The sequence below is a fragment of the Exiguobacterium sp. s132 genome (assembly GCF_018617235.1).
GTDB classification, from domain to species: Bacteria; Bacillota; Bacilli; order Exiguobacteriales; family Exiguobacteriaceae; genus Exiguobacterium; species Exiguobacterium profundum.
Genome location: NZ_JACSJU010000004.1, coordinates 20,354 through 46,057, shown reverse-complemented (window position 1 = coordinate 46,057; position 25,704 = coordinate 20,354). Strand labels below are relative to the sequence as shown.

Genomic DNA, 25,704 nt, shown 5'->3' with positions numbered 1-25,704 from the left:
TGGAATGCTATCTTTTTGGGAACGAAGATAGGGGAGGGATATTCTATGAAACGTGAGTTTGCGACATACGAAGTGACGGGATATGACGACCTTGGGAAAATCAAATTCGTTCATTTGAGAGAAGGCGAGTTTGTGTTGCCCGTTGAGATCAAGGGAGATGACTTACGAAAAATCAAGAAGATGATGGAGCTCAATCCAGGTGTGACCGTGATTATTCATGCGGCGATTGACCAGAGGCGGATGCGGTTGCTTGAAGTGGAGGGCTATTCGCTCCGGAAAGAGTGATAGGATAAAGATGTATATATTTTTAAGGAGGAAAAACAGTGAAAGAAGCTGAGAAGTCAGTATTAGAGGCATGGCATTTAATAGAAGCGTTATCCCCACACAATCTTCCGAATAATAAAGAATTAGAGGGAGAAAAATTTAAAGATAATCAAAAAAAAAATGACAATGCGTGAATTTGATGTGGAATCGGCTGATGATAAACAATTATTTCAATCAGTCGAATTAAAAAAAGCTTCGTACTATTATATTTACTATTGTGATTGCTATAAACAATATCAATTAGTCGAGGCTTTACGAAAGCTCTTTAATATAGAAGATGAGTTAGTGAATAAGCTGAGGCAGGAGTCATATAGTTTTTCTTTCTCGGTTGACCAAACCGGAAAGTACATAAAAGATTCATTGGTCGTTCCATTTATAATGTACGTTATGAAAGAAATAAAGGGGAAAGATCAAATCAATTATAGGTATCTTGAAGAAAGGTTCAAGAGTGCTCTTGACTCCTTAGAGTTGAGGGCGCAAGAGATACTTTTAAACGGGATCACTAAATCATCAGTAAAAAAACTTCAAGACGAATATATTCGTTATTTCTATAGAGTTAAAAACGAAGAAGGTGGAGAGGAAGAAGAGAAGTTAAAAAATTACCGTGAGTTGAACTTGGTATTCTTTGAGAAAGCAAAAAATGGTAACGAAAACCGAAAACCATTACCGAACTTTTATATGGGTGATTTACAGAAGATTTTATCGGAAGACAGTATCAATCAAACGTTATTAACGTATATCTCGGGTATGAACTTTGAGCAACGCACACATATCGACGAAAACCGTACATATATTGAAGGTATGCTTCAACCAACGAATCTCCCTTCTGCACGTTGGCCATCACCGGTTAAGCATCGTCTGTCTCTCATGCAACAAGTAGCCGTCAATCAGTTTTTTGTAGAGAATCAGGATGTCAGTTCCGTAAATGGACCACCTGGAACGGGAAAAACCACTTTATTAAAAGATATATTCGCAAATGTTGTGGTCGAGCGAGCTAGGGAACTAGCAAAACTTGAAAGTCCGTACAAAATGTTTGACGACACAGTTGAATCAATTAAATTAGGAGGATATTCATATCCAATTACGAAATTGAATCCGGCTATAAGCTCCTTTAGCATGGTAGTTGCATCAAGCAATAACGGGGCTGTAGAAAACATTTCGAAGGATTTACCGAAAAAGAACGAAGTGATTCGTGACAACCCTTCTGAATTCGATCAGCAGTACGCTGAAGAAGCAAAAGTACTCGACTTATTTCCAGATGTATCATCAATGCTGATATCGAATAAGGAGAAAGTTGATACATGGGGCTTGTTTTCAGTCCCACTCGGAAGATCAAAGAATATCGATAAATTTGCACAGCATATGTTTGCATCTGAGGAAGAGAATAAAAAACTCGACGAGGATAAAAAAACATTGTCTGCACATCTTCTTCAATACAAGAAGAGTGAGGTTGAAAAAGAGTGGCATAGCGCTGTTGAAGAGTTTAATGAGTTGAGCAGACAAATCGAAAGTAAGAAATTACATCTTCAAAAAATATATGAAGAATCTAATAAAGTTCCGGTGATGACGAACAAACTAATGAACCTTAAAGAGTCAATTACAAATTATGAGTCTCAATTGAAAGATGCGGATAAGGATAAGGAAGAGTTATCTAAAAAAAGAGGTATAGTAGACGAGCAAATTTCTCTTTTACCGAAACGCTCATTCATTTCACGTCTCTTGACTAAAGATGAACGCGAGATGAGCTTAAAGGAAGAGTTATTCCATATTTTAGATGCTCTAAAGGAACGTGAAGCAGAAACAACTAAAGTGAGAAATAAAAAGAATCAACTCATAAAAGAAGTGAAAAATCTAGAGGAAGAGTTAGCGAAGTATGACCAACTAATTAAGCAATATGCGTCAGAGAGTTTAATTATCCCAAATGAACAGTATTGGAATGATGATGAGGAGGCGTACGCACGTAGACAAATCAATACACCGTGGGTAACGGATTCGTTGAATTATGATCGAGGCTTGCTGTTTCTAAAAGCGATGAAACTCCATAAACTTGCACTGGTTTGTAATGCAGACAAAATTAATGCGGCGATGCGTCTATTACGCTTTCGTAATGGTTTAGACTTAAGTAATCCAGAGCACAGAAAAGTTAAAAAAGAAGTATTGAAAACGGTACATTTGATCACCCCTTTGGTTAGTACAACATTCGCTAGTTTTAGCGCCATGTATGAGGGTGTAGGTGAAGATTTTATCGAGTATTTATTCATTGACGAAGCTGGACAAGCCACTCCTCAACAAGCTGCTGGCGCTATATGGAGATCTAAACGGGTTCTTGCTGTAGGAGATCCGTTGCAGGTTGAGCCAGTTGTCACGATTGATCAAACCATTATGAGTGATGTAAGGAAGTACTATGGTGTGTCCGAAGAACATGTCGGGATGAGTGCTTCAGTGCAATCACTTGCGGATCAAGCGAATTCGAGAGGGATGAACACAACCGAAACTGCATGGATGGGTATTCCGCTATGGGTTCATCGACGGTGTAGCAATCCAATGTTTTCAATTGCGAATGAAATTGCATATGGAAACAAAATGGTGTTAGCTAGCGAATCATCAATAAATACTGATAACTGTAAATGGTATGACTGTAAAGGTAGTGTGACGAAGCGTCAGTTTGTAAAAGAGCAAGGAGAGTTATTAGTCCATCTCTTATTGAACCAAAAGAATGAAAAGGGTGAAGTGCCCAATCATTACGTCATTACACCTTTTTCAGCGGTAAAAGAAGAATTGACGAAAATGCTGAAGAATAAAGGGTTTTCGATTGAATGGATAAAACAAAGTGTCGGCACAGTTCATACGTTCCAAGGTAAGGAAGCGGATATCGTCTATTTTGTAGTCGGGACAGATAAAAATACAAAATCATCCGCTGAATGGTCATGTAAACAGCCGAATTTAATCAACGTTGCAGTAACGAGAGCAAAGAAAGAGTTTCATATTATTGGTGACTATAGCTTGTTATCACCAATGAAAAACTACGCAACAATAGCGAAACATGCTAAAGTCATCCATCCTCAGAAAGTATAAATTAAAGAAGACACATAAAACGCCAGCACCGAAAAATCGGACTGGCGTTCATTTATGGAAGTAACAAGATTTTCCCCTGGCTCTTCCGACTCTCTAAAAAGGCGTGGGCCGATGCCCCATCGGACAAAGCGAACGTCGTGGGTGGTGGAATGACGAGTGAACCCTCTTCGATCCAGCTGAACAATTCGTGTGACCGGCGAATCCGTTCCTCTTTTGAGGTGAGGACGTTCCATAAGTCGCCACCCGTCAACGTCTTAGACGTATCCATGAGCATGCGTGGGTCTACCGGTGTTGGGTCACCTCCGGCCATGCCGTAGAAGACGACCGTCCCGCCAATCCGAGTCGCTTCGAAACTATCCTCTAATGTCGAACCGACCGAGTCATAGACGACATCGGCCCCATGACCGTCTGTAGCGTTACGAATCGCTTCGACCCATGCTTCGTCATAGCGATAAGCACGGGCACCATGCGCTTGGACAGTCGCCACTTTTTCGACTGTGGATGTGAGACCGATGACTTGTCCACCGAGACGTTGAATCATTTGCGTCAACAGTTGACCGACACCACCAGCGGCAGCGTGTACGATCGCGACGTCCCCGGATTGGATCCGATAGCTGTCGTGGACGAGGTAATGGGCCGTCAATCCTTGAAGCATGGTCGATGCAGCCGTTTCGAATGAGATGGCATCTGGAAGAGGAATCGCTTTGTCGAGCGGGACGGCAACAAATTCTGTGTTGGCGTGCGGGACATCGGCAAAGGCAATGCGGTCCCCGACTTGAAGCGATGTGACGTTCGCCCCGACCGCCTCGATGACACCGGCTCCTTCATATCCGAGAATGTATGGCGGTTCTCCGACGAGATGATAGTTGCCTTTCCGGCGATACACATCGGCATAATTCAATCCGATGGCTTTTGTGCGGACCAATACTTCATCGACTTGTGGCATCGGTGTCGGGACTTCTTCATATGTTAAGACATCCGGACCACCGAATTGATGAAAGACGAGTGCCTTCATGCTGATCACTTCCTTCGTTAGATTCACTCAAACTATAGCATACGGCTTACGATTCGCTTGTGATGACGCACAAAAGTCACCGACCATGAAACGGTTCGGTGACTTCGTTGGATTGACTGATGCGTTTGACTCGTTTCAATACGTCCCGTTTCGGTAAATTCGGGTAATCATGCTGGATGCGTTCGACGCAGGACACGATGGTTTCGGTTCGTAACAGGTGGATGATCTGCTGATCGATTGAATCAAGTTCAAGAGGTACGTCTTCTTTCGAATTCTCACGATTTAGCCAAAATGATGAACCGAATAAGTGTACGAATACAATCGCCATGACGGTGAGCGTCGATAAATCGATAGACGGAAAGAGTGTCAGTACGACGTATAGACTGATTCCGCTCACTGTTCCGTGAAGAATGGTGTCGATTAGACGCGGTACGTTCGCATGACCAAGCGAGCGTAACGCTCCCGTTAACCCATCAACAAACAAACTTAGGATCGTCGACAATAGGTAGAAACAACCGAGCATCGCGAGAGTCGATAAGATTCGGAACGCTGTGTCTTCAAGCAGATAGATGATAATCAAATCGACGGCAAGTAGCGGGGCGAGGGCGAGCGCTAGAATCAGCGAGCCCCAACCGAGTCCAGTCACAAACTTCATGAGACATGTGCCCGATATCGTCCGAGTGCGATGATGGCACAGAAGAGACAGGCTGTATGAATCACGACTCCGATGAGCATGGCGTACGGGATGATGGATTGGAAGCCAAGACCGAATGCAAGGGAGGCACTCGATAAGATCATAAAGCTCGGTGTATAATTTCGGACGGTTGTTTTCTGCTTTTTCTCATGTAACACAAAGTATCCCGCAATGAGTAAAAAGACGGGAGACAACATGATGGGGTAGACCGATTGAAGCAACAGTCCGAGTAATCCGGACAGACCAGCGATAACGGCGAATATAGAAGGATAGTATGCTTTCAAATTTCCAACCCCTTTACTCTTTTCCCTAAATATAACAGCCCTCCTCATGATTGAGAAGGGCTGTCGTTTTTGTTTCAGGCTGATGCTTGATCAGAGCCTTCTTGTGCTTTCAATTCTTCACCGTACGAAACGCGGTCTTGAATGCGAACGAACGGGAGGTAGACGGCAACGGCCATGGCGATTGTTGCAATCTGTAAGAGGGCAGCGCGCCATCCGCCAATCAAGAATCCAGAGATGACTGGAGGTGTCGTCCATGGTACTTGAAGCGCGTTGAACGGCTCGACCCAACCCCAAAGGATGGCAAAGTAGACCATGAATGAAGCGATGGCTGGCACGACGACGAATGGGACGAACATGATCGGGTTGAAGACGATTGGCATCCCGAAGATGACCGGCTCATTGATGTTGAAGATACTTGGTGCAAGTGACAACTTCCCAAGCTGCTTCAAGTGTGCCGAGCGTGCAACGATTAAGACGGCAATGATGAAGCCGATTGTGATTCCTGATCCACCGAGTTTCGTGAACACGTCGAGGAATTGAATCGTAACGATTTTTGCGTTCTCGCCAGCGACGAGCGTACCACCAGCATCGAGGATGGCTTGGTTTTGAAGTGCATTCGCTGTGAGAAGTGGTCCCATGATTCCCATGAGGATTGCGGCACCGTGAATCCCACACCACCACATGACTGACATGAGCACCATGATGATGACGGCTCCAGCGAGTGTGTCTGTCAAGTTTTGAAGTGGTGCTTGAAGCACATCATAGATGACTTCTGTGAACGTACGTTCTGCAACCGCTTGGAAAATCGCAAACGTCGCAACGGCGAGCGAGATGATCGCTAAACCAGGAACAAGTGCAGAGAATGAGTTCGATACGCCTGGTGGAACACCGTCTGGCATTTTAATGCTGATCCCGCGCTTGATGAACTGCGAGTAGATGAATCCGACTGTCAATCCGACGATGATGGCAGCGAGGACACCTTGTCCACCTGTCCATACTTTTGGAATGACGCCACCGACGAATTCCCCAGATTCAGACAAGACAGAAGCTTGTGTGATGATGAGGAACGAGATGATTCCGAGGATACCAGCTGGCACGCCTTCAATCTTTTCGTTCTTGACGTATGAGTAAGCGATTCCAAAAACACCGATTAAAGCAAGGATGTCAAACGTCGCACCGACGACTTGCGTGAGCGGGAGTGACCAGTCTGCTCCAAATAGACCTGACATGAAGTCAGCCCAACCTGGAATCGGTAACGCCAGGATGAGAAGGAACAACGATCCGATGATCGTCATCGGCATCGTGAGGATGAACCCGTCCTTAATCGCAAGGACGGGCTTGGCGTTCGCGAAGCGAACAAAAGCAGGGGTGAACTTTTCAAATACTCTTTCTAAGCGGCTCATAGGGGAACCTCCTTATAGGTCTTCAGCGCGCGTGGCGATGATCTCTTTATACCAATGGAACGACTGTTTCTTCTTCCGTGCGAGACCATTGTTGTGGTCGACATAGATGAAGCCGTATTGTTTCTTATAACCGTTCAACCAGCTGAGTAGGTCGATTGCAGACCAAGCATAGTAACCGGCAACGTTGATGCCTTGTTGAACAGCATGTTTGACTGCACGAAGGTGTCCTTCGATGTACTCGATCCGTGGCGTGTCCATGATCTCACCGTCGACGATTGGGTCGACATCACCGAGACCGTTCTCTGTGATATAGATTTTGACGTCGCCGTAACGATCTTTCAGCATGTGCATCCCAGCGAGGAACGCTTCCGGTGAGATTTCCCAATCCCACTTCGTGTACACTTTGTCATCCATCTTGACCGTCTTGTAGACGCCATCGAATGATGGGTTACCCGGACGACCTGTCGAGTTCTCACGTCCACCGGCCATGACGAGCGCCGAGTCATTCTTCATGACGCGCTGCGGGCTGTAGTAGTTGAGACCGATAAAGTCGTTCATCGGAGCGGTACGTTTCAAGACGTCGAGTTCTTCCTCTGTCATTTCAGGAAGGAGACCTTGTTCATGTAAACCGTTCACGACGTACTCTGGATATTCACCTTTCAAGATCGGGTCATAGAACCAATGTGTCGCATAAGCGTTCGCATGCATTTCGGCAAACTTGTTCTCCTCTGCATCATCGATACTGAACGCCGGGTTGAACACGTGTGTGATCCCGATTTCGCCAGTGTGACCGTTTTGTTTGAAGAGCTCAACGGCACGGGCGTGAGCGACGAAGACGTTATGTGTCGTTTGGAAATAGCCTTTGACGTCGCCTTCGATACCTGGCGGGTGTGCGCCTGTTAAGTATCCAAGTGAGCAGAAGATGACCGCTTCGTTGAACGTGATCCAGTGGTTGACACGGTCACCGAACGATTGGAAGCAAGTATCTGCGAAACGGACGAATGCGTCAACTGTCTCTTTGTTCTTCCAGCCGCCTTTTTCTTCAAGTGCTTGTGGGAGGTCCCAATGGTAGAGCGTGACGAATGGGACGATGTCATGTTTCAAACATTCGTCGATCAAGTTGTTATAGAACTCGAGTCCTTTTTCGTTCACTTCACCCGTACCGTTCGGGAAGATACGCGGCCATGAGATGGAGAAACGATACGATTCGAGTCCCATCTCCGCCATGAGCGCGATGTCTTCTTTATAACGATGGTAATGGTCGACTGCGACGTCGCCGTTTGTGTTTTCAAATGTCTTACCAGGAATTTTCGAGAAGACGTCCCAGTTCGAGAGACCTTTCCCGTCCTCGTTCCATGCGCCTTCGACCTGGTAAGAGGCCGAAGCGGCGCCGAACAAGAAATCTTTAGGCATTTTCAAAGTCATCACCTCAGTTTATTTATTTACAAGTTTCAATGAGTGGTCTAATACTTTCGCACCGTTCATCATGCCGTAGTCGACTGTGTTGATGACGTCGATTGGAACACCTTTTGGTTCGCAGATTTGCTTCCCTTTTGAAAGGAGGTACTTCACTTGTGGTCCGAGAAGTGCAACGTCGATGTTGTCAACGTAAGTTTCCATCTCCGATTCTGGGTAAGCTGCGATTTCAGCTTCGATGCCACGTTCAGAGGCAACCGCTTTCATTTTTTCTACTAACATACTTGTTGACATACCTGCCGCACAGAAGAGTCCGATTTTAATCATTTTTGATCCATTCCTTTCAATTCGTTGATTTCGTTTTGCATATTCATCATATATCCAAGCATTTCTTTGACGAGAATCGTGTTCATCAAGTGATCTTGCGCATGCACCATGAGGACACCGACCGTTGCCGATTTACCTTGTGCTTCGAGCGTCACGAATTTCGTTTGAATCGCATGTGCTTCTTTTAATGTCGCGTCACCAGCAACGACTGCTGCTTCGGCTTCGTCTTTCTTTCCTTCTTGCATGAGGAGCATCGCTTGATGGTAGCTCGCTTTGGCGTCACCCGAGAGGGCGATGAGACCGAAAATATCTTCCGGTGAGATTTCGATTGTTTCAGAAACCATAATATCTCTCCTTTTTGTATGGATAACTAAAATTCATAGGTACAAATATTTTCTACACGTTGATAGTAGCACGAAAGCGTTTTCGTGTAAACCCTTTCTTTTCGAAAAAAATGCATAAAAAATGCGCACGAGAAAAGCATCTCTCGGGCGCGTTTAGGACTTGATGTTCGAGACTTTGAGCATTTTGACATGTTTAAAATGATGGATGGAACGAGAGACGTCGAAGATTTGTCCGTTCGTCAAATAGACGGTGTTGTCGACGATCAAGGCTGGATCATTCTCGTTCAGGTCGAGCAGGTCGGCGGACTCTGAATCTAAAAAGTCTGCGTAAATGACTCGGTCGGCGAATCCGATGGCAAGTTTTTGGTCGTTTCGTAAATACGTGTAGATCGACTTTTGAACGATGTTCTCATCCAAGTAGATGACGAGCTCTTTTCGGAAGTATGAATCCTCTACCGAGAACGGGTGGTCATCGACGAGACGTAGCCGCTTCACGAAGTAGACAGGTGTCCCGATCGGGCACTTCATACGTTCGGCGACCTCATCGTTCGCCACCGTCTGTTCGAAGTGTAAGACGCGTGTCTCGACTTTTCGACCGCTGAAGTCACTTGTGAGACCTTGGAGTTTTTCTAAATTGATGTAATCACTATTGTAATGGTCACGGACGAAGACGCCGCTCCCTTGAACTTGATAGACGTACCCTTTGTTGACGAGGATCTCGATCGCTTTTCGGACCGTGTTGCGGCTGACGCCATACTTGTTGGCATACTCATCCTCGGTCAATAATTTATTCGTATGTTGGTAGACGTGATTGACGATGTCCGCTTCAATCTGACTCGCAACTTGCTTGTACTTCGGAGACATACAGTTCTACACCTTTCAAAAAAATTTGTGGGAATGAATTTGGTAACAGTATAGCAGATAACCTTTGTAAGCGGATACGTTTCGTTCGTCAATTGTTGAAAAAAGTCGAACGATTCAATGCTAGAATATTCGGAAAATGTGAAACGATGAGGGCATAGAGTACGTATACAGGAGTAATGCATAGGAAGGAAAGGAAGTGCTCTAGTTGACTGAGGTACATTGGCATACGGAAGAAACAACATGGCGCAAGTCACACCTTCGGGTCGGCTATACATTATTGGTGTTTGTTGTGACGGCCATTATTTTATCTTTTTTCGGACGTTACGTCTGGTTGACGATTCCGTTCGTCTTGATTGGAATGGCCATGATTGGATTAGACGTGAAGAAGTATCGGATGCGTCGTACGCATATGAAAGATCGAGATGTCGTGAAGTTACTAAAATGGAACCTACTGTATGATTTGATCAGTTCGGGTGTTCTCGTCTCCTTGATTTCGGCTCTGCTAATCTTTCAATATGACAGTTTGACGTTAGCGATCGGATTGCTCGTATGGGGAGCAGTCAGCGATCAGATGTCACGGATGTTTCAAAAGAGGTTAAATGAACGTGTTCCGCTGTTACATCAGTTAGATTTGGAGCGACGAAATCAATGATTAGATGCATGACAAAAGAAAAAGCATGGAAGCGTTTATTCGACCAATGGATATTCGGCCTGTTTGGAACATTTGTAGTACTGATGTTACCGATCAGTTTATTAACAGATGACCTTACGTGGGGCGTGCTATATATCGCCTGTGCGCTCATTCCGCTGAACATCTTATATGTGAAGCGCTATCGAATGCGTCTGAGGTTTCAACCAGAACTGAAAGGATTGTATCGTCGTCAACTCGTTCGGGACGGGTTCAACAGTGCTGCCTTTTTCCTCGCGTTGAATCATCAACTATTGTTCACATCAAACGTGGCGTATGTGTGTGTCACGGTATTCATCGGTAGTGCAATGCTATTAACGTTGAACGTGAACAAACAAACGAAACAACAAGATATGGAGTATATACATTTCGATAAGGAGGCGATATAGGTGGCACAAGACGTAAAGTGGATGCGACGAATGCGACGTTATGCCGTACCCATCTTGATTCTTTATGTCACGGCCATTATTATCGCTCTCTTATTAGAGAAAATGTGGCTCATCCCCATCATGGCGTCGGTCTCTATGATCATCGTCGTGATGGGCTATCAAGAGATGCGTATCATGTGGCGAATGACAAAACATCCGAAAGCTCATCGAATGCTTATATTCCAATACGTATTCGAATGGGTGGATGCGATTTTGTTGACGGCGCTCATGGTGACGCTTCTGACAGCGGAAGATTTTGGTCTCGTGATCGGTCTCTTTTTTGGGATATGGGGAGTACTCAGTCCGATTCGGCAAAAGTGGTTCACGAAGCAACTTAAACAAATCGATCCGGAATTACCGACGTATGAGGAAGTGATTGAAGGGAGTGTACTAAATGGACCGTCAATTTGAACTCACGATAACGCATGCCAAACAATTCGAACGGTTCTTTGGCTGGCCGGTACTCGTCATATTCCTCATTTCGTTCATCACCATGTTACGGACACAGGCGACGTGGGTCATCCCGGTCATGTTGGTCGTATCCATTGGTATGGCTTATAAAGGATATATGGAATATCGAGTCATTCGCCCTTTTGCCGAACATCAAAACGTCGTTCGGGTGTTGCGATATCGACTCGTTGACTGTTGGATTAGTGCTGTTTCGTTATTTGTGCTCTTCATCCCGATGTATGTGAACGAAGATGCCTTCATCCTGACCGGTGGGATCGTCGCCCTTTGGGGGTTAGCGAAATCGTATCGAGAGAAGCAGTGGGAAGAGCGAATCCATGCACATCAGTCAGGATTACCAACGTATGAAGCGATACTAGAAAGCGAGGGAGCCATATGGAACCATCACCAAAAGTAAAAGCGCAAATCGACACGATTCTAAAAGTAGACCGCTTGACGAAATGGGGTGTCGGCATCATCGGAATCGGACTCGTCGTCAGTTTTTTGATTTATGCCTCGTATTGGACACTTTCGGACGGCGTTGTTACGGGAACGTTATATGCGGTGCTCGCTGCAGTCTTGACGGGTATTTTTATACAATATCGGATGTGGCTGCGCTTTGTGACGAATCAGACGGCACGAAACCTCTTATCGTTCAAAATGATGGCACATACGCTCGCTTTGACGGGTGTCGGGATTTATGGACTCTTTTACTTCACGAGTGAAACGACGGGCACACAATCGTTCCGTATGTTCCTCCTTTCGCAACTGACGTTTTTCGGGATTGAATACTTGGCGAAGCGGTTCGACCGCGTCATTCAGTCTTACGATGAAAACTATTTGACGGATCAAGATTTAAAAGAAATTCGTGAGGTCCGTGAATACGAGAAGGAGCAACGTCGTGAACAAGCGTGATCAGATGAGAGAGCTTGTCAGAGTGGAAACTGAAAAGAATGGAGTCTTCACTTTTCTGTCGTGGATGATCTGTATTGTGCTGTTTGTGGCGACTGAAAAAGGATGGGTGTCAGCAGGAACTGTTCTTTTGATTGGTCAATTTGCGGGTCTATTTGCGATTAAAAAATCTTGGAAGAAAGAAACGATTCAATTGAAGTATTTAACCAATCGAGACGCCAAACGTCACATACACTTGATGTCGATTTTTAATTTTTTGACGTTCCCGATTTTGCTCATCCTCATGTTCGGATGGGTAACGAAACAAATTGAGACACCTTACTTTATTGGGTTGATGGTGACTGGAGGTGTCATATCCGTCATCGGTCATAAATGGTACGAGCGATATATGGTTCGTCTCGATGAGAACTATGTCACGGAACGTGAATTAAGAGAAGAACAAAAATGGGGGAGCGCGTGAGCGTCTCTCCCATTTTATATGACCGTTCGAATAACAAAGTAGAGGCAGGTTAGGAAAGGAATTAGGAAAAGAAAACCTAGCCATTCACCTTGACCAAATAAGAGCCAAGCAAATAATTGAAACGAAAGTACACCGACTGTTGCAAATGTCGCAAATCGATAAGCTTTTGGGCGCGATGCAGGATCTTCCCACCATTCTTTAAAGAATGGAAGGCTAAAGAGAAGGGCGAGTCCTAGGAAAAAAGCTGCTGGAAAAACAAGTAGGTCACCAACATCACTTTGACCTCTTAATTGCAGCCATTTTGATGTGACAGATAATATGATTCCGATTACTAAAAATAGACTTGCCATCTCATTCCCCTCCATCTTTAACAAAAGTAGGCGAGAATTCTCCCTCCTCTAAGCGTCTCGGGGCGAAGCCCAGCGTAGGTGGGAGATGAATCGCCCGGTCCAAACGTCTTTTCCCCCTGTGACAGATGTGACGAACAAAAGTTCGTGATTCCGTCAGATTCTCCCTCCCCCTCCGCGGGTATCGGACGAGGAGGATACATCACGATCTTCGGAAGGGAGGAGGGACGGACATGCTGAAAGGCTATAAATACAGGCTCCACCCGACGCCGGCACAGGCCGAGTTCCTCATCAAGACGATCGGCTGCGCCCGGTTCATCTACAACAAGCTGCTCGAGGACCGGATCGCCATCCGCGAGGAGGCGAAAGCGGGGACCGGGACGAGACGGAAACCGGCGACACCCGCGTCCTACAAGCCCCTGTTCCCGTTCCTCGCCGAGGCGGACAGCCTCGCACTCGCGAACGCGAAGCTGAACCTCGACACCGCGTTCGCGAAGTTCTTCGCCGGGACGGGCGGCTTCCCGACCTTCAAATCGAGACGGCGGTCGCGCGCCTCCTACACGACGAACAACCAGCATGGCACGATCCGCATCGAGGCGGGCAAGGTCCGGCTGCCGAAGGTCGGGTTCGTGCGGTTCACACAACATCGTCCGTTCGAGGGCGTCATCCGGTCGGCGACGGTGTCGATGACCAAGACAGGCAAGTTCTTCGTCTCCATCCTCGTCGAACAGGACGATGCACCATGGATTCCAGCCAAGAATAAGGTCGGGATTGATCTTGGCCTGGAACACTTCGCCGTCATGACGAACGACGCGATGGTCTCCGAGAAGATTGACAACCCTCGCTTTCTCCGACAATCCGAAGCGAAGGTCAAGAAGGCGCAATGCGCGCTGTCACGCAAGAAAATCGGGAGCAAGAATCGTGAAAAAGCCAAATTACTTTTGGCTAAGAAACACGAAAAGATCGCCAACCAACGCAAGGACTTCCTTCACAAGCTGTCGAGACGGATCGTTGACGAGAACCAAGTCATCGTCGTGGAGACATTGAAGTCGAAGCATATGATGCAAAACCACAAGGTCGCCAAATCGATTGCAGATGTCAGTTGGTATGAGTTCGTCCGTCAACTCGAGTACAAATCAAACTTCTACGGACGGACGCTCATCAAGGCGGATCAATGGTTCGCATCGACGCAAATCTGTTCTTCTTGTGGCGAGAAAGGTCAGAAGAAGACGGTGGATGTCCGTGAATGGACGTGTGTTTGTGGCGCACATCATGACCGTGACATCAACGCGAGCATCAACCTGTTGATGTTGGCCGACTGACAACCATTCAGGGCAGGGACTGCCCGACGAGCTTGGTCCATAACCGTGGCTGGTGAGAGCACGGTCTTCCCAAGAAGCTCCCCCTTCAATTTGTGAAGCAAATAAGTGGCGAGTAGTTCACATATCGTTACTTGTATCATGCCCGTTCTCCCCCTACTCGAAAACCTGATGGATTGATGGCTTTTTAGTGAAAGTGGTGACTTTTACATGAACGGTAAAAAAGTATTTAGCGACTACTTTAACAATTTCTCTATCCAACACGCCTTGTACTCGATAGCATGAAAGCGTATCTGGAGAAACGGCTAGATATGAAGTGGAAGCGCCAGAACTCTGCGGAGTTGACGAGGACGAAGGTGATCGAGATTTCGGCGGATGCCTTCCAGTCGCGTGTCACGACTGAGAGAGTCTTGATAAAACGTTCGGGTGACCGGGCGGACAAAACGAGACTTGATGACATCACTCAAAAAAGCCCGTTTCCTTTTTCGAGAAATCGAAGCGAAGAGGAGAGTTTTGTATGTGTGGAATCGTAGGGATGATCGGACAAGTTGGAACGAAAGAGATTTTATTGAAAGGGCTTGAAAAGCTCGAGTATCGTGGCTATGATTCAGCAGGAATTGCCTTAGTGGGTGAAAACGTTCGTACGTTCAAAGAAGTGGGACGGATTCAAGCACTCCGTGACATCGTACCGGCTGATGCTGAAGGGACGATCGGAATCGGTCATACGCGTTGGGCGACACACGGGGTACCGAGCGTGCCGAACGCCCACCCGCACCAAAGCACGACTGGACGCTTCACGCTCGTCCATAACGGCGTAATCGAGAACGATGAACAATTGAAAGCCACGCTCGACGTCCCGTTCCTTTCAGAGACGGACACAGAAGTCATCGTCCAGCTCATGGAGAAGCACTTCGTCGAGCTCGGCGATGTCGAGGCGGCGTTCCGTAAGACGCTTTCGGACCTCCACGGTTCGTACGCGATCGCGATGATCGACTCAGAGGACAAAGAGCGCCTCTATATCGGCAAGAACAAGTCACCGCTCCTCGTCGGACTTGGCGACGGCACGTTCAACGTCGTCGCATCAGACGCGATGGCGATGCTCCAGGTGACAGACCAGTACCTCGAGCTCCACGATGGTGAGATCGTCATCCTCACACGTGAGGCGGCGACGATCAAGACGCTCGACGGCGAAGTACTCGAGCGTGCACCATACACGGCCGAAATCGATGCGTCAGACATCGAGAAGGGCACGTACGCGCACTACATGTTGAAAGAGATGGACGAACAGCCAGCCGTCATCCGTAACATCATCCAGCACTACCAGAATGAGAACGGCGACATCGAACTCACGGAAGGCGTGCGTGAGCTCGTGTCAGAAGCGGACCGGATCTATATCGTCGCATGTGGGACGAGCTATAACGCGGGACTCGTCGGAAAAGACATTTTGGAGCGCATCGCTGGCATTCCGACAGAAGTGCACGTTTCTTCTGAATTCGGCTACAACATGCCGCTCTTAAGTGAACGTCCGTTGTTCGTCTTCTTATCACAATCCGGTGAGACAGCGGACAGCCGTGCCGTCCTCGTCGAAGTGAAGAAACGCGGATACAAAGCGCTCACCATGACGAATGTACCGGGATCGACGCTCTCACGCGAAGCGAATGAGACGATGCTCCTCCATGCAGGACCAGAGATCGCGGTCGCCTCGACGAAAGCGTACACGGCGCAAATCGCCGTCCTCGCGATTCTCGCGTATGACATCGCTCGTGCGACAGGGAAAGAATTGCCGTTTGATCTCATGCCGGAGCTTGCCCGAGTTGCGACCATCATGGACTCGATCATGGCGCAAAAAGAGTTGTTCGAAGACCTTGCGGAACGTTATTTGAAAACGACACCGAACACGTTCTTCATCGGTCGTGGGCTTGACGCTTCTGTCTGTCTCGAAGGAGCGCTCAAAGTAAAAGAGATTTCGTATATCCAAGCGGAAGGGTACCCAGGTGGGGAACTGAAGCACGGATCGATCGCCTTGATTGAAGACGGGACACCGGTCATCGCGCTCATCTCACAACCGAAGACGAACTTGAATATTCGTGGGAACGTCAAAGAAGTCGTCGCCCGTGGTGCGAACGCCTGTATCATTTCGATGCAAGGAGTCGAACATGAGAATGATGACTTCATCTTGCCGCACGTCGAGCCACTCTTGGCACCGCTCATCAACGTCTTACCGGTTCAGTTGATGGCATATTATGCGGCGCTCGCCCGTGGCTGTGACGTCGACAAGCCACGGAACTTGGCGAAGTCGGTGACAGTTGAATAATAAACATTTAAAATAGAGACAGGTAAGGTATTTAAAGCCTTACCTGTCTCTATTTTAAATTTAAATCTGAAAGGTAAGTAAAATTAATTGAAAGAACAAGTTTTTACACCATTGAACGTTGTTGAGAAAATGTTGGAAATCGCTGACTATAATAAAAATCTGTTTGGAAAGAAAGTGTTAGAAGATTCTTTTGGGATTGGAAACATTTTGATCCCAGTAATAACGCGCTATATTGAAAATGGTATTGAAGAGGGAATATCACTTTCTGAAATTCAGTATGGACTAGAGAATGATATATACGGAGCAGAAATAGATACATTTCTGTATGAAAAATGTATAGAGAGATTGAATCATTTAACTAAGAAATATGGCATTGAAAACGTAAATTGGCAACTTGAAAATAAGGATTCTTTGACTATTGATTGGGAAGTGAAGTTTGATTTTATATTTGGCAATCCTCCTTACATTAAATATCATGAACTACCTATTGACAAAAGAATATGGTTAAGAAAAAATTATGAGTCTTGTAAACTAGGTAATTTTGATTATTACTATGCTTTTACAGAAAATGCTGTGAATTCTCTGAGTGATAAAGGTAATCTTGTATATTTAATTCCCAATAATGTTTTTAAAAACGTTTATGGATTTAAATTGAGAGAAATTTTGAACAAGGACATAGATAAAGTATATTTTTATAATAATGAATTGATTTTTGAAAATGCGTTAGTTACGTCATGCATTATAAATGTGGTTAAAAATAAATGTTCTCCTGCATTAGAATATCAAATTCATAATGAAGGTTTAAAAAAATGTATAAATAAAAATCAATTAGGACTCGATAAATGGGTATTTGACGAGAATTTCATTAGAGACGAAAAAATGAAGATATTTAGTGATTTATTTTTGGCTTCAATGCCTGTAGCGACCCTTTACAATAAAGCGTTTATTCTTAGAAATGTTGAATTTGAACAAAACAAAATCTTTTATCAAGGAATGGAATTAGAAAAAGAAATTGTACGAAAAGCCGCAAGCCCTAAATCAATTTCACTAAATAGAGAAGAATACATTATTTTCCCCTACAAAATTGAAAACAAATGCTTGTTTAGATACGGTGAAGTTGAGTTTCAAGATAAATTCCCTAATGTTTCAAAACATTTAAAAAAATTTTTAAAAGATTTAGAAAACAGAAGGGTTAGTAGTGGAGTTAATTGGTTTGAGTACGGTAGAACTCAAGCGATAAAAAATCAAAATAAATCAAAATTATTAATTTCCACTATAGTTACCAATAAAGTGAACGTCTACTATTTGGATAACGAGACAATTGCTTATTCGGGAATTTATATTACTGCAATCGGTGAGACCGATTTAAAATTTGCAGAGGAAGTTCTTACTAGCTCATATTTTATGGATTATATAAAACAAGTAGGGACGAGAACTACGCCAAATTCTATACGAATTACTGCAAAAGACATTAATAATTTTCCTTTGCATGAGTTTATTTGAATTTTCAATACGATATGGAGGGATATCTTTGTTAGATGCTGAAGTAAAAGCCAAATCTAAAGAAATTTATACTGATTCTTACACGATGTCAATTGGTGAATTAGCAAATATGTATGTTGAGGGAGAATTAGAACTCCAACCTGAATATCAAAGATTCTTCCGATGGAGCAATACTCAGAAAACAGCGTTTATCGAGTCAATTCTGTTAGGTATACCGATCCCACCAATATTTATTTTTCAAAAAGAAGATGGTATCTGGACTGTTATAGATGGGTTACAAAGACTATCAACAATTTTTCAATTTATGGGCATTCTAGAAGTGAAGGATGATGAGGAATATAAGGTGGAGGACTTGGAGTTACAAGAAACGAGATTCTTACCATCACTAAAAGGTAAAAAGTGGGAAAGAGGAGACCTTGACCTCGAATCAGACAAGATATCTACTAATTTGAAATTGTTTTTCAAACGCTCGAGAATGGATGTCAAAATTATTCAATACACTAGTGATGTTGATGCGCAGTATGAGCTGTTTCAGAGGTTGAACACAGGTGGAGCGACGTTATCGCATCAAGAAATCAGAAATAGCCTAATGGTTATGGAAAACAAAGAGTTTTTTACTTGGTTTGAAAGCTTACGTAAAAATGCTCATTTCCAAAATTGTCTTCCTTTGAGTCAAAAGCAAATGAGTGAGAAAGAGGATATGGAGTATCTTCTAAGATTTTTGATATATCGTTTCTTAGATCCGCAAGAAATAAGAGGGAATGAGGATGTCGGTCCATTTTTGACTGAAAAAATGCATCAAATTTTAAAGAGTGATTTAAATTTAGAGAGAGAGACTGTTATATTTGACCAAGTGTTTAAATTATTGGACGAAGTATTAGGTGAAAATAGTTTTAAAAAATATGATTTATCTAAAGAAAATTTTGTAAGAGCTGTATCATTGGCTCATTTTGAAATGATAGTACCTGGTTTAGCACAAAGCGTAATAAATTCGCCTTTAGATGAAGATAATAGCGATGATAGGAGAGAGTGGCTATTAAATAAAATTAAAAATTTATCTAGGGACGATCAATTCCTAATTAAAAAAGACCAACATAGACCTGTGCTCAGAACTAAAGAACTTATTTCTTATAGTAGGGAATATTTTAATGGACAATGAACAACTACAAAAAGTATTAGATAGAAATGCGAGTCATCGAAAAAAAGAGATAAGCAACTTAAGTATTCAAATTCAAAGTTCGGAAGGAGATATTCAAAATGCGTTGCTAAGAGCAGCTATAGTAATACTGTATGCGCATTTTGAAGGTTTTTCAAAAGAAGCTATAAAGTCATTTATAAAGTATTTGAATAGCAAAAAAGTTCCTGTAAACTTAATGAAGCAACATCTTAAAACACTCTACTATACAAAGAGAATTATTGACATCCAAAATGCAAACAGAAAGAAAGTATTTAATAGCTTGATTAAAGATGTTTTGCTTAATGATAGCGAAATTTTTCAAGTAAACGAAGATGCTAAAAACATAGTTGTCACAGAAGGAAATTTAAAGTTTGAAGTTCTAGAAGATTTATTATTTTTATTGGGTTTAGAAGCTGAAGAGTTTTATTTCATTTCAGATGAGGATCAAAATGGGATTCATACGAAAAGAGAATTCATTGATCGAGAAGTACTCGGATTAAGAAATGCGATAGCACATGGAGAAAATAGAAAGGTTACTATTAGGGAGTTTGAGGAAATAAAGCAATTTGTGGTTGAATTTATTGACTCTTTAAAAGAGCATATATTAACCGCAAGCTATAGAGAGAATTATATAAACATAGAGGAAGAAGTATAAAGGATGTAAGTAATTGTAAAAAAATTAAAATCAAATTTACTAGCACCTCTTGAATTAAGTAAAGAGGTGCTTTTTACTGCTTGCCGATATCTTTGCCAACAAGCAAAATAGTAGGAGAAGTAAGCGGTCCCAACTTATGATTAGATAAAGATAAGCGATGAAAGAAGGGCTGACATGAACGTATACATTGCTTGCCATAGCGGGTTTGTGACAAGTGCGATGGCGGCGAAGTTGTTCGCACAGGCAAGCGAGGGGCGCTTGTCTTGTAAGATCACGCACGGAACGATTCAAAACATCCCGAATGAGGTGGATTTGATTCTCTATCAGGAAGGGGCGACCCCGATCACCCATCCAACCGCACGTGTCCGGTCAGTCCGACAACTCCTGTCGCTCGAGGAATACCGACTACTTGTCGAAGAATGGATGGATGAGCATGAGACATGAGTGGACCGCGCGAGAGCGGTCGATTTTACTACACTTATTGGCAACTGAGACATCGACACCGCTCGCCGAAATCGCGCAGGCGGTGAATTTGTCTGAGCGCACGATTCAACGAGAACGACAATTACTTGAAGGCATCTTAAAAGAGTTCGAACTTGAACTCGCTTGGCAACGCGGTCATGGACTGAGCCTGGTTGGCAAACCAGCTGCGAAACAACAGTTACGAGAAGATCTCATCTTATCTGCAGAAGCGATCCCCACGAGCGAGGACCGCTTATTTGAACTGGCGTGGCGTCTCTTGTTTGAGAACGATACACTCAAATTGCAGGCGGTCGCTAAACAGATGCACGTTTCGCCGAGCACGTTGACGCAAGACTTAGAGAAATTGGACAGATGGTTCGAAGAGTATCATTTAGAAGTTGAACGGAAAAAAGGTGTTGGGGCTAGAGTGCTCGGTTATGAGTCCGAGAAGCGTAAGCTACTCATCAACGCTCTGCTTGCCCACTGGGACACGCTCGCATTTTATCGCTTCGTCCGTGGAGAAGACGACTACATTCCTGCTTTTTTGAAGACGGTACCATGCGAGGAGATGCTTGAAGGTCTTCGAGACGGTTATGATTATTTGAAATCCCGTTCGTTTGAGCGGATGGACGACCGCACCATCATGCGAGTCACGTTCGCTTACGGCGTGCAACAAGAGCGGTTAGCGTCTGGATTCTTTTTAGAGATGTATACGAAAGGACGGTCCGAGGACTATCTGAAAGTCGCCACCGATATGGAAGCGGCTCTCGGTATCACTTACTCGATGGCGGAACGCGTCTGGTTCGCGGAAGAGGCGAATCGTCTGCGCTCAATTAAAGATCAAATGAAAGAAGACGAGGAAGAACGCTGGATCATGCAGATTCGGGTGCATAAACTGATTCATCACGTCTCGCTCATCTACGGGTTCACCTTTACGGATGACGCGGCTCTCGAACGAGGACTGCTTGCTCACATCCTCTCGAGTATGAATACGCAGGCGCTACCAGAGACGAGTACGGTCAAGCCCCACATCGACCGCGACTATCCGGGACTTCGTTCGGCGATTCAACAGGCCGCCGACATCGTCTTTGGGACGAATACGTTCTCCGAAGAAGAAACGGTTTTTTGGGCGATGCACTTTGCGGCAGCACTCGTCAAACCGGTGCGCCGCCGCGAATATCGGGCGCTCGTCATCTGTTCGGCCGGACTCGGTTCGTCGAAGATGCTCGTCAATCGGGTACGCCAAGAGTTCCCAGAGATGCAAGACGTCGTCAACTCATCACTTTTCGGACTCGAACAGCACCGATTGGAAGAATATGATGTCATCTTGTCGACGGTACCGTTACCACCGCTATCGGTACCAACGTTAATCGTCAACCCGCTTTTGACGAGTGAAGAAGTGCAACGCGTCCGCCATCTCTTACTGTCATTACCGCAATCCTTTCAGACACTCGCAACGAAGCCGCGGTCAACGATGCTTGATTTCGCAGAACTCGGGGAATTGGTCGAGACGTTCGAGCGGATGGATGACCAGTTCGATTTGGTCACGCTCAATAATACGGACCGTTTAGAAGATATCTTGCTTGATATCGGTACACATTTAGAAGAACGTGACCTCGTACAAAGCGGGATTCAGCTCTCTGCCCAACTGCTTCGTCGTCACGAGGTCGCGGGCCTTGGTGTGCCGGGTACGAAACTGGCGTTATTCCACGGACGACATGCCTCGATTGAGAAGGCGAGTGTGTTTGCGTTTGATTTAACGACATCGATCCCACTCCTCATGATGGATCAGTCGACCGAACCCGTGACACGTCTCCTTGTCTTGCTTGCACCGGAAGAAGCACGTGACGTCGAGCTTCAGTTCCTAAGTGCGATCAGCGGGTCGCTCATTGAGAGTGAGGAGCATATGCGTCTTTATAGCACGGGAACGAAAGAAGATCTTCGTTTACTCCTGCACGAATGCATGAAGAAAATGATTCATGAAACATTGTACGAAAAATGACCGAACCATGGTCATTTTTTTGTTTGGCACAAAATGTTGCCAAAGTGTGAACTGGATTGAATTGAGTAAGCGCTTACTCCAGGCATACAATACAGGTGTAGAGCACAAACCGGTTAGCTACACTACACATTCAACCTTTCACATTTAAACGACTGGAGGTTTTATACATGGCGAATACGCAAGCAAGCTCGGGCGGGGTCCGAGTCAAAGTACAACGGTTCGGTAGTTTCCTCAGTGGGATGGTCATGCCGAACATCGGCGCCTTCATTGCCTGGGGGATTATCACAGCACTCTTCATTCCAACAGGATGGTGGCCAAACGAAAAATTAGCAGAACTCGTTGGTCCAACCATCACGTATCTCTTACCATTACTCATCGGTTTCACTGGTGGTAAATTACTTCATGACGTACGAGGCGGTGTCGTCGGGGCACTCGCCACGATGGGGGTCATCGTCGGTACCGACATTCCGATGTTCCTCGGTGCGATGATCATGGGTCCACTCGGTGGTTATGTCATCCGCCAAGTCGACCGTGCCCTTGAAGGCAAAGTTAAAGCAGGATTTGAAATGCTCGTCAACAACTTCTCAGTTGGAATCATCGGTGGTCTTCTCATGCTTGGAGGATTTGAAATCTTCGGTCCGATCATGAGTGCCCTCGATAAAGTCATGGCGGCAGGTGTTGACTGGATCGTCGGCGCGAAATTGCTTCCGATTGCGAGTCTGTTCATCGAACCAGCAAAAGTTCTCTTCTTGAACAACGCCATCAACCACGGGATCTTGAGTCCGCTTGGTGTCGATCAAGTCGCAGACGCTGGAAAATCAGTTCTCTTCTTACTTGAAGCAAACCCAGGACCAGGTCTTGGATTACTTCTCGCATACATGTTCTTCGCCAAAGGTGCAGCGAAACGTACGGCACCGGGTGCAGCTATCATTCACTTCCTTGGTGGGATTCACGAGATTTACTTCCCATACGTATTGATGAAGCCGGTCTTGATCCTTGCGATGATCGCAGGGGGCGCAACAGGGATCTTCACGTTCGTACTCTTTGATGTCGGTCTCGTCGCACCTGCTTCACCAGGTAGTATCTTTGCCATTCTTGCGATGGCATCACGCGGTTCATATCTTGGACTCGTGGCAGGGATTCTCTTGTCAGCAGCGGTCACGTTCGCTGTGGCTAGTGTCATCTTGAAATCGAGCGCAGCAGAGGAAGTATCACTCGAAGAAGCGACACAAAACGTGAGTGCGATGAAAGGCAAACAGTCTTACGCATCGGCTCTCGTGACAGATCGTCTTGATAAAGTCGACCATATCATCTTCGCTTGTGACGCTGGAATGGGATCGAGTGCCATGGGAGCATCGGTTCTCCGGAACAAGGTCAACAAAGCGAACTTGCCAATCAAAGTGACGAACACGTCTATCAGCAACTTGCCGAAAGATGCCCAGTTCGTCATCACACACGAAGATTTGACGGAGCGTGCGGAAGCGCAAGCACCGAATGCGATTCATCGTTCGGTCACGAACTTCTTGAACGCCGATTACTACGACCAATTGGTAGAAGAAATTAAAGCGGAACGCAGCAAAATTTCTTGAACTCAGAACAGATAGAGATACGGTTTAGCCATTAGGAGGAAATCAAAATGCCATTCATTCAAACAGAGATGATTCGACTTAACCAAACATTCGCAACGACAGAGGAAGCGATCACAGCAGCCGGAGCCGTCCTACAAGACGCCGGCTGTGTGACGCCGGAGTATGTAGAAGCGATGCATGAACGTCAAGCGATCGCCAACGTCTATATCGGAAACCACGTCGCCATTCCACACGGTACAGAAGCAGCGAAATCAGCGGTTCAGAAGACGGGGATCTCGTTCTTGCAAGTACCAGACGGTGTCGACTTCGGAGGTCAAACGGCCAAACTCGTCATCGGAATTGCAGGCGTGAATGATGAACATTTAGAGCTCCTTTCGCAAATCGCGATTCTCTGCTCGGACGAAAGCAATGTGGAGCGTCTTGTTCAGGCGAAAACGAAAGAAGAAATCTTGGCGCTCTTTATGGAAGAGGTGGCGTAAATGAAAGCTGTTCATTTTGGTGCAGGGAACATTGGACGAGGATTTATCGGATTATTGCTCAATCAAAGCGGTTACGAGGTGACGTTTGTCGACATCAATGACACTGTCATCGAAGCGCTTGAGGTAAAACGTCATTATGAGGTCGGATTCGCAGAAGACGGCGTCGATCGTATCATTGTCGACCGTGTTCGCGGTGTCAACAGTTTAAAAGAACCGGCTCGTGTCGTGGACTTAATCGCAGAAGCAGATCTCGTGACGACGGCTGTCGGACCGTCACTCCTCTCAAAAGTGGCACCGTTGATTAGCGAAGGACTTCGTGCTCGTGAAGTCGAAGACGCCCCGGTTTATGTCATTGCATGTGAGAACATGATTGGTGGGAGTGCGATTCTTCGTCAAGAAGTAGAGGCGTGTGGCGGTGTCGGGGAGGCGAATGTCTTCTTCCCGAACGCGGCTGTCGACCGCATCGTCCCACTACAACAACATGAGGATCCACTTTACGTGGAAGTCGAGACGTTCCATGAATGGGTCATCGAGACACAAGGGCTCAACGAACAACCACCGATTCAAGGTGTGACATGGGTTGAAGAAATCGGACCGTATATCGAACGGAAATTATTCACGGTCAATACGGGACACGCCATCGCCTCTTATATTGGCTCGTTGTTCGGGAAGGCGACGATTGACGAGGCATTGAAGGATCGCCGTGTGCGTCAAGTCGTCCAAGGCGCTTTATATGAAACAGGTTGGTTATTGCTTGAGAAATATGGATTCGAGGCGAAAGAGCATAGCCAATACATTCAAAAAATCATCAAGCGCTTTGAAAACCCGAAATTGAAGGACGAAGTGTCGCGCGTGGCGCGTTCGCCGATTCGTAAACTTGGACCGAGCGACCGTCTCGTCAAGCCGGCACGCGAATTGATGGATAACGGCATCGAGCCAAACGAACTCGCTTACGGGATTGCAGCAGCCCTTCATTACTACAACCCGGAGGATTCGGAATCATCGGAGCTGAACTTGTCGATCGAAGAACACGGCATCTCGTCAACGATTGAAAAATACCTTCATCTTCATGAGGGGGATACGTTGACTCAGTTGATTCTCGATCAATATCATTTGATTCGTGAAGAAGAAAAAGAACGCGTGTCGTAACTAAAAATCGCTCCTGTCAAATGGACA

The 25,704-nt window shown here is 45.5% G+C and carries 28 protein-coding genes; 19 read left to right on the top strand and 9 right to left on the bottom strand.

Features of this window, described 5'->3' with window-relative positions; genetic code table 11:
- The first annotated feature begins 45 nt into the window (after nt 1-45).
- Genes KNO78_RS13660 through KNO78_RS13655 form a run of 3 tightly spaced genes read left to right on the top strand, consistent with a single transcriptional unit; the run spans nt 46 to nt 3,399 of the window.
- Nucleotides 46-285: a hypothetical protein gene (locus tag KNO78_RS13660; RefSeq protein ID WP_214691527.1), complete on the top strand. Its 240-nt coding sequence runs from the start codon at nt 46-48 to the stop codon at nt 283-285.
- A 38-nt stretch (nt 286-323) separates the two neighbouring features.
- Complete coding sequence (locus tag KNO78_RS15655) at nt 324-458, top strand: hypothetical protein (RefSeq protein WP_256443675.1); 135 nt, start codon at nt 324-326, stop codon at nt 456-458.
- Nucleotides 451-3,399, top strand: a complete 2,949-nt coding sequence (locus KNO78_RS13655) for a DEAD/DEAH box helicase (RefSeq protein ID WP_214691526.1) — start codon at nt 451-453, stop codon at nt 3,397-3,399. The genes KNO78_RS15655 and KNO78_RS13655 overlap by 8 nt, the downstream gene beginning before the upstream one ends.
- Before the next feature lie 52 nt (nt 3,400-3,451).
- Here KNO78_RS13655 and KNO78_RS13650 read toward each other — a convergent pair whose 3' ends face one another.
- The 8 genes from KNO78_RS13650 to KNO78_RS13615 all read right to left on the bottom strand — a co-directional run bounded on the left by KNO78_RS13650 (nt 3,452) and on the right by KNO78_RS13615 (nt 9,746).
- Entirely contained in the window at nt 3,452-4,414 is a 963-nt protein-coding gene (locus KNO78_RS13650) for a quinone oxidoreductase family protein (protein ID WP_214691525.1), read from the bottom strand.
- A gap of 76 nt (nt 4,415-4,490) precedes the next feature.
- The gene (locus KNO78_RS13645) at nt 4,491-5,069 is read right to left on the bottom strand and encodes a hypothetical protein (protein WP_214691524.1); all 579 of its coding nucleotides are present in this window, start codon (nt 5,067-5,069) and stop codon (nt 4,491-4,493) included.
- Nucleotides 5,066-5,392 carry a hypothetical protein gene (locus KNO78_RS13640; RefSeq protein WP_214691523.1) on the bottom strand — a complete coding sequence of 109 codons (327 nt, stop codon included), beginning with the start codon at nt 5,390-5,392 and terminating at the stop codon, nt 5,066-5,068. Before KNO78_RS13640 ends, KNO78_RS13645 begins: the two co-directional genes overlap by 4 nt.
- Nucleotides 5,393-5,466: 74 nt before the next feature.
- Nucleotides 5,467-6,795 carry a PTS sugar transporter subunit IIC gene (locus KNO78_RS13635; RefSeq protein WP_196431431.1) on the bottom strand — a complete coding sequence of 443 codons (1,329 nt, stop codon included), beginning with the start codon at nt 6,793-6,795 and terminating at the stop codon, nt 5,467-5,469.
- A gap of 12 nt (nt 6,796-6,807) precedes the next feature.
- Nucleotides 6,808-8,214: a GH1 family beta-glucosidase gene (locus KNO78_RS13630; RefSeq protein WP_031424618.1), complete on the bottom strand. Its 1,407-nt coding sequence runs from the start codon at nt 8,212-8,214 to the stop codon at nt 6,808-6,810.
- 15 nt (nt 8,215-8,229) lie between these two features.
- The gene (locus KNO78_RS13625; protein ID WP_015880671.1) at nt 8,230-8,538 is read right to left on the bottom strand and encodes a PTS sugar transporter subunit IIB; all 309 of its coding nucleotides are present in this window, start codon (nt 8,536-8,538) and stop codon (nt 8,230-8,232) included.
- The gene (locus KNO78_RS13620; protein ID WP_031424619.1) at nt 8,535-8,882 is read right to left on the bottom strand and encodes a PTS lactose/cellobiose transporter subunit IIA; all 348 of its coding nucleotides are present in this window, start codon (nt 8,880-8,882) and stop codon (nt 8,535-8,537) included. Before KNO78_RS13620 ends, KNO78_RS13625 begins: the two co-directional genes overlap by 4 nt.
- A gap of 153 nt (nt 8,883-9,035) precedes the next feature.
- Entirely contained in the window at nt 9,036-9,746 is a 711-nt protein-coding gene (locus tag KNO78_RS13615; RefSeq protein WP_074034729.1) for a GntR family transcriptional regulator, read from the bottom strand.
- A 205-nt stretch (nt 9,747-9,951) separates the two neighbouring features.
- On the opposite strand from KNO78_RS13615, the gene KNO78_RS13610 reads away from it, so the two are divergent.
- The 6 genes from KNO78_RS13610 to KNO78_RS13585 are packed head-to-tail and all read left to right on the top strand — an operon-like array spanning nt 9,952 to nt 12,681.
- Nucleotides 9,952-10,398 carry a hypothetical protein gene (locus KNO78_RS13610; RefSeq protein WP_214691522.1) on the top strand — a complete coding sequence of 149 codons (447 nt, stop codon included), beginning with the start codon at nt 9,952-9,954 and terminating at the stop codon, nt 10,396-10,398.
- Nucleotides 10,395-10,823: a hypothetical protein gene (locus KNO78_RS13605; protein ID WP_214691521.1), complete on the top strand. Its 429-nt coding sequence runs from the start codon at nt 10,395-10,397 to the stop codon at nt 10,821-10,823. The genes KNO78_RS13610 and KNO78_RS13605 overlap by 4 nt, the downstream gene beginning before the upstream one ends.
- Nucleotides 10,824-11,273 carry a hypothetical protein gene (locus tag KNO78_RS13600; RefSeq protein ID WP_214691520.1) on the top strand — a complete coding sequence of 150 codons (450 nt, stop codon included), beginning with the start codon at nt 10,824-10,826 and terminating at the stop codon, nt 11,271-11,273. It abuts the gene before it with no gap.
- The gene (locus KNO78_RS13595) at nt 11,257-11,727 is read left to right on the top strand and encodes a hypothetical protein (RefSeq protein WP_214691519.1); all 471 of its coding nucleotides are present in this window, start codon (nt 11,257-11,259) and stop codon (nt 11,725-11,727) included. Before KNO78_RS13600 ends, KNO78_RS13595 begins: the two co-directional genes overlap by 17 nt.
- Nucleotides 11,706-12,224, top strand: a complete 519-nt coding sequence (locus KNO78_RS13590) for a hypothetical protein (RefSeq protein WP_214691518.1) — start codon at nt 11,706-11,708, stop codon at nt 12,222-12,224. Before KNO78_RS13595 ends, KNO78_RS13590 begins: the two co-directional genes overlap by 22 nt.
- On the top strand, nt 12,211-12,681 hold the full coding sequence (locus KNO78_RS13585; RefSeq protein WP_214691517.1) for a hypothetical protein: 471 nt from the start codon (nt 12,211-12,213) through the stop codon (nt 12,679-12,681). Before KNO78_RS13590 ends, KNO78_RS13585 begins: the two co-directional genes overlap by 14 nt.
- A gap of 14 nt (nt 12,682-12,695) precedes the next feature.
- On the opposite strand, the gene KNO78_RS13580 is transcribed toward KNO78_RS13585, so the two are convergent.
- Nucleotides 12,696-13,031 (bottom strand): hypothetical protein, encoded by a 336-nt coding sequence (locus KNO78_RS13580; protein WP_031424632.1) that lies wholly within the window; start codon nt 13,029-13,031, stop codon nt 12,696-12,698.
- 230 nt (nt 13,032-13,261) lie between these two features.
- Between KNO78_RS13580 and tnpB the strand changes: the two genes are divergently transcribed.
- The 10 genes from tnpB to KNO78_RS13530 all read left to right on the top strand — a co-directional run bounded on the left by tnpB (nt 13,262) and on the right by KNO78_RS13530 (nt 25,677).
- Nucleotides 13,262-14,350, top strand: coding sequence for an IS200/IS605 family element RNA-guided endonuclease TnpB (gene tnpB, locus KNO78_RS13575; protein WP_214691516.1), 1,089 nt, complete (start codon nt 13,262-13,264; stop codon nt 14,348-14,350).
- A 514-nt stretch (nt 14,351-14,864) separates the two neighbouring features.
- Nucleotides 14,865-16,661 carry a glutamine--fructose-6-phosphate transaminase (isomerizing) gene (gene glmS / locus KNO78_RS13570; protein ID WP_214814644.1) on the top strand — a complete coding sequence of 599 codons (1,797 nt, stop codon included), beginning with the start codon at nt 14,865-14,867 and terminating at the stop codon, nt 16,659-16,661.
- An 87-nt stretch (nt 16,662-16,748) separates the two neighbouring features.
- Nucleotides 16,749-18,164, top strand: a complete 1,416-nt coding sequence (locus KNO78_RS13565) for an Eco57I restriction-modification methylase domain-containing protein (protein WP_214691515.1) — start codon at nt 16,749-16,751, stop codon at nt 18,162-18,164.
- A gap of 28 nt (nt 18,165-18,192) precedes the next feature.
- Nucleotides 18,193-19,323 carry a DUF262 domain-containing protein gene (locus KNO78_RS13560; RefSeq protein WP_214691514.1) on the top strand — a complete coding sequence of 377 codons (1,131 nt, stop codon included), beginning with the start codon at nt 18,193-18,195 and terminating at the stop codon, nt 19,321-19,323.
- Nucleotides 19,313-19,996, top strand: a complete 684-nt coding sequence (locus KNO78_RS13555; RefSeq protein WP_214691513.1) for an MAE_28990/MAE_18760 family HEPN-like nuclease — start codon at nt 19,313-19,315, stop codon at nt 19,994-19,996. The genes KNO78_RS13560 and KNO78_RS13555 overlap by 11 nt, the downstream gene beginning before the upstream one ends.
- Nucleotides 19,997-20,170: 174 nt before the next feature.
- Nucleotides 20,171-20,440 carry a PTS sugar transporter subunit IIB gene (locus KNO78_RS13550; protein WP_214691512.1) on the top strand — a complete coding sequence of 90 codons (270 nt, stop codon included), beginning with the start codon at nt 20,171-20,173 and terminating at the stop codon, nt 20,438-20,440.
- Nucleotides 20,430-22,460 (top strand): BglG family transcription antiterminator, encoded by a 2,031-nt coding sequence (locus KNO78_RS13545; RefSeq protein WP_159563467.1) that lies wholly within the window; start codon nt 20,430-20,432, stop codon nt 22,458-22,460. The genes KNO78_RS13550 and KNO78_RS13545 overlap by 11 nt, the downstream gene beginning before the upstream one ends.
- A gap of 167 nt (nt 22,461-22,627) precedes the next feature.
- Complete coding sequence (locus tag KNO78_RS13540; RefSeq protein ID WP_196431520.1) at nt 22,628-24,049, top strand: PTS mannitol transporter subunit IIBC; 1,422 nt, start codon at nt 22,628-22,630, stop codon at nt 24,047-24,049.
- 47 nt (nt 24,050-24,096) lie between these two features.
- Nucleotides 24,097-24,528 (top strand): PTS mannitol transporter subunit IIA, encoded by a 432-nt coding sequence (locus KNO78_RS13535; RefSeq protein WP_026824364.1) that lies wholly within the window; start codon nt 24,097-24,099, stop codon nt 24,526-24,528.
- Nucleotides 24,529-25,677 carry a mannitol-1-phosphate 5-dehydrogenase gene (locus KNO78_RS13530; protein WP_214691511.1) on the top strand — a complete coding sequence of 383 codons (1,149 nt, stop codon included), beginning with the start codon at nt 24,529-24,531 and terminating at the stop codon, nt 25,675-25,677.
- The last annotated feature ends 27 nt before the right edge of the window (nt 25,678-25,704 follow it).

What these genes read in the sequence shown, in the direction of transcription:
- KNO78_RS13650 (WP_214691525.1), bottom strand. Translation starts at nt 4,414, where the DNA reads ATGAAGGCACTCGTCTTTCATCAATTCGGTGGTCCGGATGTCTTAACA.
- KNO78_RS13620 (WP_031424619.1), bottom strand. Translation starts at nt 8,882, where the DNA reads ATGGTTTCTGAAACAATCGAAATCTCACCGGAAGATATTTTCGGTCTC.
- KNO78_RS13545 (WP_159563467.1), top strand. Translation starts at nt 20,430, where the DNA reads ATGAGACATGAGTGGACCGCGCGAGAGCGGTCGATTTTACTACACTTA.
- glmS (WP_214814644.1), top strand. Translation starts at nt 14,865, where the DNA reads ATGTGTGGAATCGTAGGGATGATCGGACAAGTTGGAACGAAAGAGATT.
- KNO78_RS13625 (WP_015880671.1), bottom strand. Translation starts at nt 8,538, where the DNA reads ATGATTAAAATCGGACTCTTCTGTGCGGCAGGTATGTCAACAAGTATG.
- tnpB (WP_214691516.1), top strand. Translation starts at nt 13,262, where the DNA reads ATGCTGAAAGGCTATAAATACAGGCTCCACCCGACGCCGGCACAGGCC.
- KNO78_RS13555 (WP_214691513.1), top strand. Translation starts at nt 19,313, where the DNA reads ATGGACAATGAACAACTACAAAAAGTATTAGATAGAAATGCGAGTCAT.
- KNO78_RS13550 (WP_214691512.1), top strand. Translation starts at nt 20,171, where the DNA reads ATGAACGTATACATTGCTTGCCATAGCGGGTTTGTGACAAGTGCGATG.
- KNO78_RS13540 (WP_196431520.1), top strand. Translation starts at nt 22,628, where the DNA reads ATGGCGAATACGCAAGCAAGCTCGGGCGGGGTCCGAGTCAAAGTACAA.
- KNO78_RS13660 (WP_214691527.1), top strand. Translation starts at nt 46, where the DNA reads ATGAAACGTGAGTTTGCGACATACGAAGTGACGGGATATGACGACCTT.
- KNO78_RS13645 (WP_214691524.1), bottom strand. Translation starts at nt 5,069, where the DNA reads ATGAAGTTTGTGACTGGACTCGGTTGGGGCTCGCTGATTCTAGCGCTC.
- KNO78_RS13595 (WP_214691519.1), top strand. Translation starts at nt 11,257, where the DNA reads ATGGACCGTCAATTTGAACTCACGATAACGCATGCCAAACAATTCGAA.
- KNO78_RS13580 (WP_031424632.1), bottom strand. Translation starts at nt 13,031, where the DNA reads ATGGCAAGTCTATTTTTAGTAATCGGAATCATATTATCTGTCACATCA.
- KNO78_RS13615 (WP_074034729.1), bottom strand. Translation starts at nt 9,746, where the DNA reads ATGTCTCCGAAGTACAAGCAAGTTGCGAGTCAGATTGAAGCGGACATC.
- KNO78_RS13530 (WP_214691511.1), top strand. Translation starts at nt 24,529, where the DNA reads ATGAAAGCTGTTCATTTTGGTGCAGGGAACATTGGACGAGGATTTATC.
- KNO78_RS13655 (WP_214691526.1), top strand. Translation starts at nt 451, where the DNA reads ATGCGTGAATTTGATGTGGAATCGGCTGATGATAAACAATTATTTCAA.
- KNO78_RS13535 (WP_026824364.1), top strand. Translation starts at nt 24,097, where the DNA reads ATGCCATTCATTCAAACAGAGATGATTCGACTTAACCAAACATTCGCA.
- KNO78_RS13605 (WP_214691521.1), top strand. Translation starts at nt 10,395, where the DNA reads ATGATTAGATGCATGACAAAAGAAAAAGCATGGAAGCGTTTATTCGAC.
- KNO78_RS13590 (WP_214691518.1), top strand. Translation starts at nt 11,706, where the DNA reads ATGGAACCATCACCAAAAGTAAAAGCGCAAATCGACACGATTCTAAAA.
- KNO78_RS13635 (WP_196431431.1), bottom strand. Translation starts at nt 6,795, where the DNA reads ATGAGCCGCTTAGAAAGAGTATTTGAAAAGTTCACCCCTGCTTTTGTT.